The sequence below is a fragment of the Bartonella sp. CL71SXKL genome (genome assembly GCF_042194935.1).
Lineage (GTDB): Bacteria > Pseudomonadota > Alphaproteobacteria > Rhizobiales > Rhizobiaceae > Bartonella.
Window position 1 is genome coordinate 1 of sequence record NZ_JBHINI010000022.1, and the last position, 4,937, is coordinate 4,937.

The window sequence follows — 4,937 nt, forward strand, 5'->3', positions numbered from 1 at the left end:
AGGAAAAGAGATTGAAAATTTTTGAGGAAAAGGTAAGCGTAGGGCGTTTACGTCGTGTGCTTGAGGAAGCTTTAGATTAAGGCGATGACTGAGGTTGATCTGGGACTGAGGTTTATCTTGGCCGCGTGTTTGGGCTTTCAATAGAGCACCCTTCCTTGGGAAAAGGAAATTGTGCTATCTCTCAAGTGGACTCTTCTTTACTTGCACACCCTTGGGGATTTGGTATTGAGGGCTGATGTTAACATTTGGCAGCTTTCTCATAAAAGCTTTATGGAAGATGAAAGTTTTGGCTTTGAAAAAAATATCGAAAAAATCAATTTGGGCCGGTTTTGTTGTTGATGATTCAAATCGTCATAAAGACAAAGCAACTTCGTTACGATTTTCTTGCACTCGTTTGCTTCTTCTTTGGAAAGCAGCTTATCTTCCTGAAAATAAAAAGAGCACTTAGAATTTTAGAGTCAGAGACCCAAATTTGTGCAATAGAAGAAGATATTTTTATGAAAATTTGATCGAGGAGAAAAGAGAAGCCTTAAGACAGCAGAGGATATATTGTGGGGAATAAAAACATGATGTTTGAAGTTGATGAAAAAAATGCACCATTGTATGAAGAACCACGGTCTTTTTCGCTTGAAGAAGCGTTTTTGACAAGCAAAAATTATAAAGTCATCTTTTGCATTGCTTTCATTATTACCGCTTTTAAAGTGGCACTCGTTATATTTTTTGAGTGGGATTTGACAGAGTGGTCGAATTATATCCTGTTCATTTTAACATTAATATTGGGTTTTATATCAATGCTTCTTTTTGTGCTCATTCCTGTTGCCTTTGTGGTCCGTATCATCTTTACGCGTTTGTTGAAAAAAAAGATCGATAAGTTGGATCAAGAAATCTGGCAGCGAAGAAAAACCGCTTACCAACAAAACAGCGCGTGAAGGGCGGGCAGAAAATGAATACTGGTCTTTATATATTCTCATGCGTTGTAGGAGAGACCTTCTATTCGTGCGATGTTTGAAGGTGATGGAAAAAAAATGCACTCTTGATATTGTCTTTATAAAAGATGAAGGATACAAGCGCTTGATATTGATGAACCCTCATTCATTGTGAGGACGAAAGCTTCGGTTCATGAAAATGGCTTGAAAATTGAAACAAATGAGGGATAAAAAATGAGGGGCAATGGAAAAAATTCACCATTGGATAAAGAACCACGGTCTTTTTCGCTTGAAGAAGCGTTTTTGACAAGCAAAAATTATAAAGTCATCTTTTGTATTGCTTTCATTGTGGCAGCTTTGAGAACGGTTCTCTTCATACCAATATTGCTTGGGTGGAAGTTGGCGGAGTGGGAAGGGTATGTCGTGGCAGCTCTCTTGTTAATCATGGAGCTTATATCAGAGTTTATTTTTGTACTCATTCCTGTTGCCTTTGTGGTCCGTATCATCTTTACGCGTTTGTTGAAAAAAAAGATCGATATGTTGGATCAAGAAATCTGGCAGCGAAGAAAAACCGCTTCTCAACAAAACAGCGCGTGAAGGGAGGGCAGAAAATGAATACTGGTCTTTATATATTCTCATGCGTTGTAGGAGAGACCTTCTATTCGTGCGATGTTTGAAGGTGATGGAAAAAAAATGCACTCTTGATATTGTCTTTATAAAAGATGAAGGATACAAGCGCTTGATATTGATGAACCCTCATTCATTGTGAGGACGAAAGCTTCGGTTCATGAAAATGGCTTGAAAATTGAAACAAATGAGGGATAAAAAATGAGGGGCAATGGAAAAAAATCACCATTGGATGAGGAATTACGGTCTTTTGCGCTTGAAGAAGCGTTTCTGACACGCAAAAATTATAAAGTCATCTTTTGTATTGCTTTCATTGTGGCAGCTTTAAGAATGGCTCTTCGCTTCGTACCCATGTTGCTTGGGTGGAAGTTGGCGGAGTGGGAAGGGGATGTCGTGGCAGCTCTCTCGTTAATCATGCAGCTTATATCATGGTTTATTTTTTTGTTCATCCCTGTTGCCTTTGTGGTTCGTATCATTTTCACGGTTCTGTTGAAAGAAAAGATTGATATGTTGGAGCAAGCACTCTGGAAGCAGAGAAAAACCGCTTCTCAACAAAACAGCGCATGAAGGGGCGGGGAAAATGATAGATATTAAAATGATGGATATTATTGTTGTACTCTCGTGGGGTGTGGGCTTGACGCTTTTCACGCTGCTTTCTGCTGTGTGCGTGATGTTTATTTGGGCATTGTATTACTCTACTTTCAAGCGGGTGAGACTGTATTGCCAAGTGACAAAAGAATTAAGCCGCGTGCTTGAACAACCTGTCGCTTTTGAGCCGTCTAGTGGAGAAACGCCGATGATTAAGCTGTTATCTGAGGAAAAAGAGTTTTCTCTTTCTGATGAGGAAATCTTAACGATGGAAAGTGCAACGGCGCTTTTAAAGAGTTTGGGGTGGAAGGTGGAAATTGAGGGAAAAGGGGATCATTTGGCCACCTATTATTTACCAGATCGTGAAGTGCAGTTTCTTTATAATGCTGAGAAGGGGTATCCGCGATTTGATTGTGCAATTGCGGTGGTTTCTGGTATCCATGCGGCGGCTTGCCAAACGATAGACCCTTATAATTCTGGAGGCTTGATTGCTCTTGAATTGAGTTTTGATGTGAAGGGGGTGGAAATTTTTGAAGAAAAGGTAAGCGTTGGATGTTTACGCCGTGCACTCGAGAAAGCTTTAGAAAAGGCAATGACTGAGGTTGATCTTGGCAAGATGCTTCACTCTCAATATAGAATCCTGCCTTGGGAAAACAAAACTGTGGTCCCTCGGTTGTCTTCTTATTCCCTGCGTTATCTTGCAGCTCTGGCTTTGATGGGTGATGTTGAAACCTTACACTCTTATCAGAAAAGCTTTATGGAAGGTGAGAAGCTGGGCTTTGAAACAAGCATCGAAGAGGAGCATCTGGAACGCGCAATGGTGATTGCTCAGGCGGTAGAAAAGACAAAGCAACCCAGTTACGATTTGCTTCAACAGGCGGCAAAGGATTTTTCCATGGAGGTAGAGAGCTATGAATGTTTTAGAGCTACAGATCCCAATTTGTGCAATAGAAGAAGAGATTCTTATGAAAATTTGATCGAGGAAAAAAGAGAAGAATTAAGGCAACAGGGATATTTTGTTTACGAAAAGGACGCGATTTGTGAAGTTGATGGAAAAAACTATCGTCCTCATATTCTTTACATAAAGGATGGGGAGTTAGAATATATGGATGTAGAAATTAGGGTTGAGGAAAAAATTTATTGAGAAAAATAAAGCGTTTAGATAAGTTAAAAAGAGCTTAAACCTAAAAATAGAGCGTAAAAAGCGCGAAGCGTAAAAGCAGAGGGGAACAATGCAGGAGAAAAAAGCAACATTTGAAGAGTCTTTCTTTTCATTTAGAAAATTTATGGTGTCTTCAGTGGAAAGGCGTAAAGGGGTGGGAAGGTGTAAAATAATAGGGCACCGCTTTTTTATCATGTTTTGTACATGCCTTATTATGATGGCTTTAGAAGTTCCTGCGGGTGCAAAGTCTCTGGTACAGCCGTTGCAATGGACAAGATGGGAAGGAATTGGTTCTCTTATTTTTCTCTTACCAGTGTTGATATGGTTTTGTCTTCTCACACCCCTTCCTATTTTGTGGGGCATTTGTCGTTTTAAAGAGCGTAAATTGGAAAAAATAAAGAAAAAACTAAAAAAAAATAAAGCAGCAAGAGATTAATCAATGAGGTTATACACATGAGGGGTGAGATCGCGTTTTTTATTTTGTTTCTGCCGGTTGGATATTTTCTTCTAAATGCAGTTACAGTTTTTGCCATTTTTGTGAATATGATTATTGTGGCGCCTTATTATTCTTTAATCAAGCGTTTGAGGCTCTATTACAGAGTGAAAAAACAAAGACGTTTGATGAAAGAACATCCACAGCGTTTTTGTTTCTTTGAAAAAAGCGGAAAAGAAAAAGAGAGAGTGCCGCAAAACTTAGCACTAGAAACACAGATAAGTTCCTATTCGTTAAAAAAATGGCTCGCTTTTTCACGCAAAGATTATATCCTCCACGCATGCCTCTCTTTCATCATTATGTTTTTCAAAGCTTATGTCTATGTGATTTTCTCTAAAGGGATAGCTGCTGAGGTAGATGAGAGCAGATTTGAATATCTTGCCATTCTCTTGCTTTTCTGGTTTTTTTTATCGGTATGTATTTTTGCAACGATCCCTGTTGTTGTGATCCTTCGTGAAATTTTAACCCATCGATTGAAAAAGAAGATTCAGCAGTTGGAAGAAGTGACTGAAGCAACCCAATCAATCAATTTATAAAGAGAAGGGGATAAAATGCATTACGAAATGGCGGCAGCTTGGACGGTGATTTTGATCATTCTGCTGGGGGGTGTTTTTGATTTTTTCTTAACAATACCCATTGTGGCACTGTATATTTCTTTTATCAAGCGTTTGATCTCGTATTACAAGGTTACCAAACAATTAAACGCAGCGCTGAAAAAGCGCATGTAGTGCTCGTGTCATGGGGGAGGCATAAGTTTTAAATCATGCCATTGCTTCACGGCTTGGGAGGAGGGCATCGATTGTTTTTCTCATTTTACGCTGATCTCTGGGGGAAAAGGGTTGATGGCAATAATAGGCTGATGATAGGTTTGTAATAGGCTGATGATAGGCTTTAATGGGGCGGTTTATCGGCAGTTTGTTGTTTTCTGTGAATTTGCAAAATCGTAAAAGCGTGAAACTGTAAAAGGGTGTGTGGTTGCTCAAGAGCCGTAAGGGTTGTGGGGAGGATATGGGGAGAAGAGGGTGCCAATGGAGGATGGTTGGATTGTGCAATGCGTCAAAATTGGAATGGGGGAATGGGGGAATGGAGGGCGTTGGGGGAAAAGGGTTGATGGCAATGAATAGGCTGGTGATAGGCTTGT

General features: G+C 39.8%; 9 protein-coding genes. 8 read left to right on the forward strand and 1 reads right to left on the reverse strand.

Annotated features, from left to right (window positions below; translation table 11 throughout):
- Nucleotides 1-235: 235 nt before the first annotated feature.
- From ACFILA_RS08245 to ACFILA_RS08280, 8 genes are all read left to right on the forward strand, one after another.
- On the forward strand, nucleotides 236-448 hold the full coding sequence (locus tag ACFILA_RS08245) for a hypothetical protein (RefSeq protein WP_375660977.1): 213 nt from the start codon (nucleotides 236-238) through the stop codon (nucleotides 446-448).
- 118 nt (nucleotides 449-566) lie between these two features.
- Nucleotides 567-929 carry a hypothetical protein gene (locus tag ACFILA_RS08250; RefSeq protein WP_375660978.1) on the forward strand — a complete coding sequence of 121 codons (363 nt, stop codon included), beginning with the start codon at nucleotides 567-569 and terminating at the stop codon, nucleotides 927-929.
- Between the two features lie 231 nt (nucleotides 930-1,160).
- Nucleotides 1,161-1,523: a hypothetical protein gene (locus ACFILA_RS08255; protein WP_375660979.1), complete on the forward strand. Its 363-nt coding sequence runs from the start codon at nucleotides 1,161-1,163 to the stop codon at nucleotides 1,521-1,523.
- Between the two features lie 231 nt (nucleotides 1,524-1,754).
- The gene (locus tag ACFILA_RS08260) at nucleotides 1,755-2,120 is read left to right on the forward strand and encodes a hypothetical protein (protein WP_375660980.1); all 366 of its coding nucleotides are present in this window, start codon (nucleotides 1,755-1,757) and stop codon (nucleotides 2,118-2,120) included.
- A gap of 13 nt (nucleotides 2,121-2,133) precedes the next feature.
- On the forward strand, nucleotides 2,134-3,285 hold the full coding sequence (locus tag ACFILA_RS08265) for a DUF6990 domain-containing protein (protein WP_375660981.1): 1,152 nt from the start codon (nucleotides 2,134-2,136) through the stop codon (nucleotides 3,283-3,285).
- An 88-nt stretch (nucleotides 3,286-3,373) separates the two neighbouring features.
- Complete coding sequence (locus ACFILA_RS08270; RefSeq protein WP_375643472.1) at nucleotides 3,374-3,739, forward strand: hypothetical protein; 366 nt, start codon at nucleotides 3,374-3,376, stop codon at nucleotides 3,737-3,739.
- A gap of 17 nt (nucleotides 3,740-3,756) precedes the next feature.
- On the forward strand, nucleotides 3,757-4,332 hold the full coding sequence (locus ACFILA_RS08275) for a hypothetical protein (RefSeq protein ID WP_375660982.1): 576 nt from the start codon (nucleotides 3,757-3,759) through the stop codon (nucleotides 4,330-4,332).
- Nucleotides 4,333-4,347: 15 nt separating this feature from the next.
- Nucleotides 4,348-4,524 carry a hypothetical protein gene (locus ACFILA_RS08280; RefSeq protein WP_273790878.1) on the forward strand — a complete coding sequence of 59 codons (177 nt, stop codon included), beginning with the start codon at nucleotides 4,348-4,350 and terminating at the stop codon, nucleotides 4,522-4,524.
- A gap of 163 nt (nucleotides 4,525-4,687) precedes the next feature.
- Here ACFILA_RS08280 and ACFILA_RS08285 read toward each other — a convergent pair whose 3' ends face one another.
- The gene (locus ACFILA_RS08285) at nucleotides 4,688-4,825 is read right to left on the reverse strand and encodes a hypothetical protein (RefSeq protein ID WP_375660983.1); all 138 of its coding nucleotides are present in this window, start codon (nucleotides 4,823-4,825) and stop codon (nucleotides 4,688-4,690) included.
- Nucleotides 4,826-4,937 lie beyond the last annotated feature (112 nt).

What these genes read in the sequence shown, in the direction of transcription:
- ACFILA_RS08245 (WP_375660977.1), top strand. Translation starts at nt 236, where the DNA reads ATGTTAACATTTGGCAGCTTTCTCATAAAAGCTTTATGGAAGATGAAA.
- ACFILA_RS08255 (WP_375660979.1), top strand. Translation starts at nt 1,161, where the DNA reads ATGAGGGGCAATGGAAAAAATTCACCATTGGATAAAGAACCACGGTCT.
- ACFILA_RS08270 (WP_375643472.1), top strand. Translation starts at nt 3,374, where the DNA reads ATGCAGGAGAAAAAAGCAACATTTGAAGAGTCTTTCTTTTCATTTAGA.
- ACFILA_RS08265 (WP_375660981.1), top strand. Translation starts at nt 2,134, where the DNA reads ATGATAGATATTAAAATGATGGATATTATTGTTGTACTCTCGTGGGGT.
- ACFILA_RS08275 (WP_375660982.1), top strand. Translation starts at nt 3,757, where the DNA reads ATGAGGGGTGAGATCGCGTTTTTTATTTTGTTTCTGCCGGTTGGATAT.
- ACFILA_RS08250 (WP_375660978.1), top strand. Translation starts at nt 567, where the DNA reads ATGATGTTTGAAGTTGATGAAAAAAATGCACCATTGTATGAAGAACCA.
- ACFILA_RS08280 (WP_273790878.1), top strand. Translation starts at nt 4,348, where the DNA reads ATGCATTACGAAATGGCGGCAGCTTGGACGGTGATTTTGATCATTCTG.
- ACFILA_RS08260 (WP_375660980.1), top strand. Translation starts at nt 1,755, where the DNA reads ATGAGGGGCAATGGAAAAAAATCACCATTGGATGAGGAATTACGGTCT.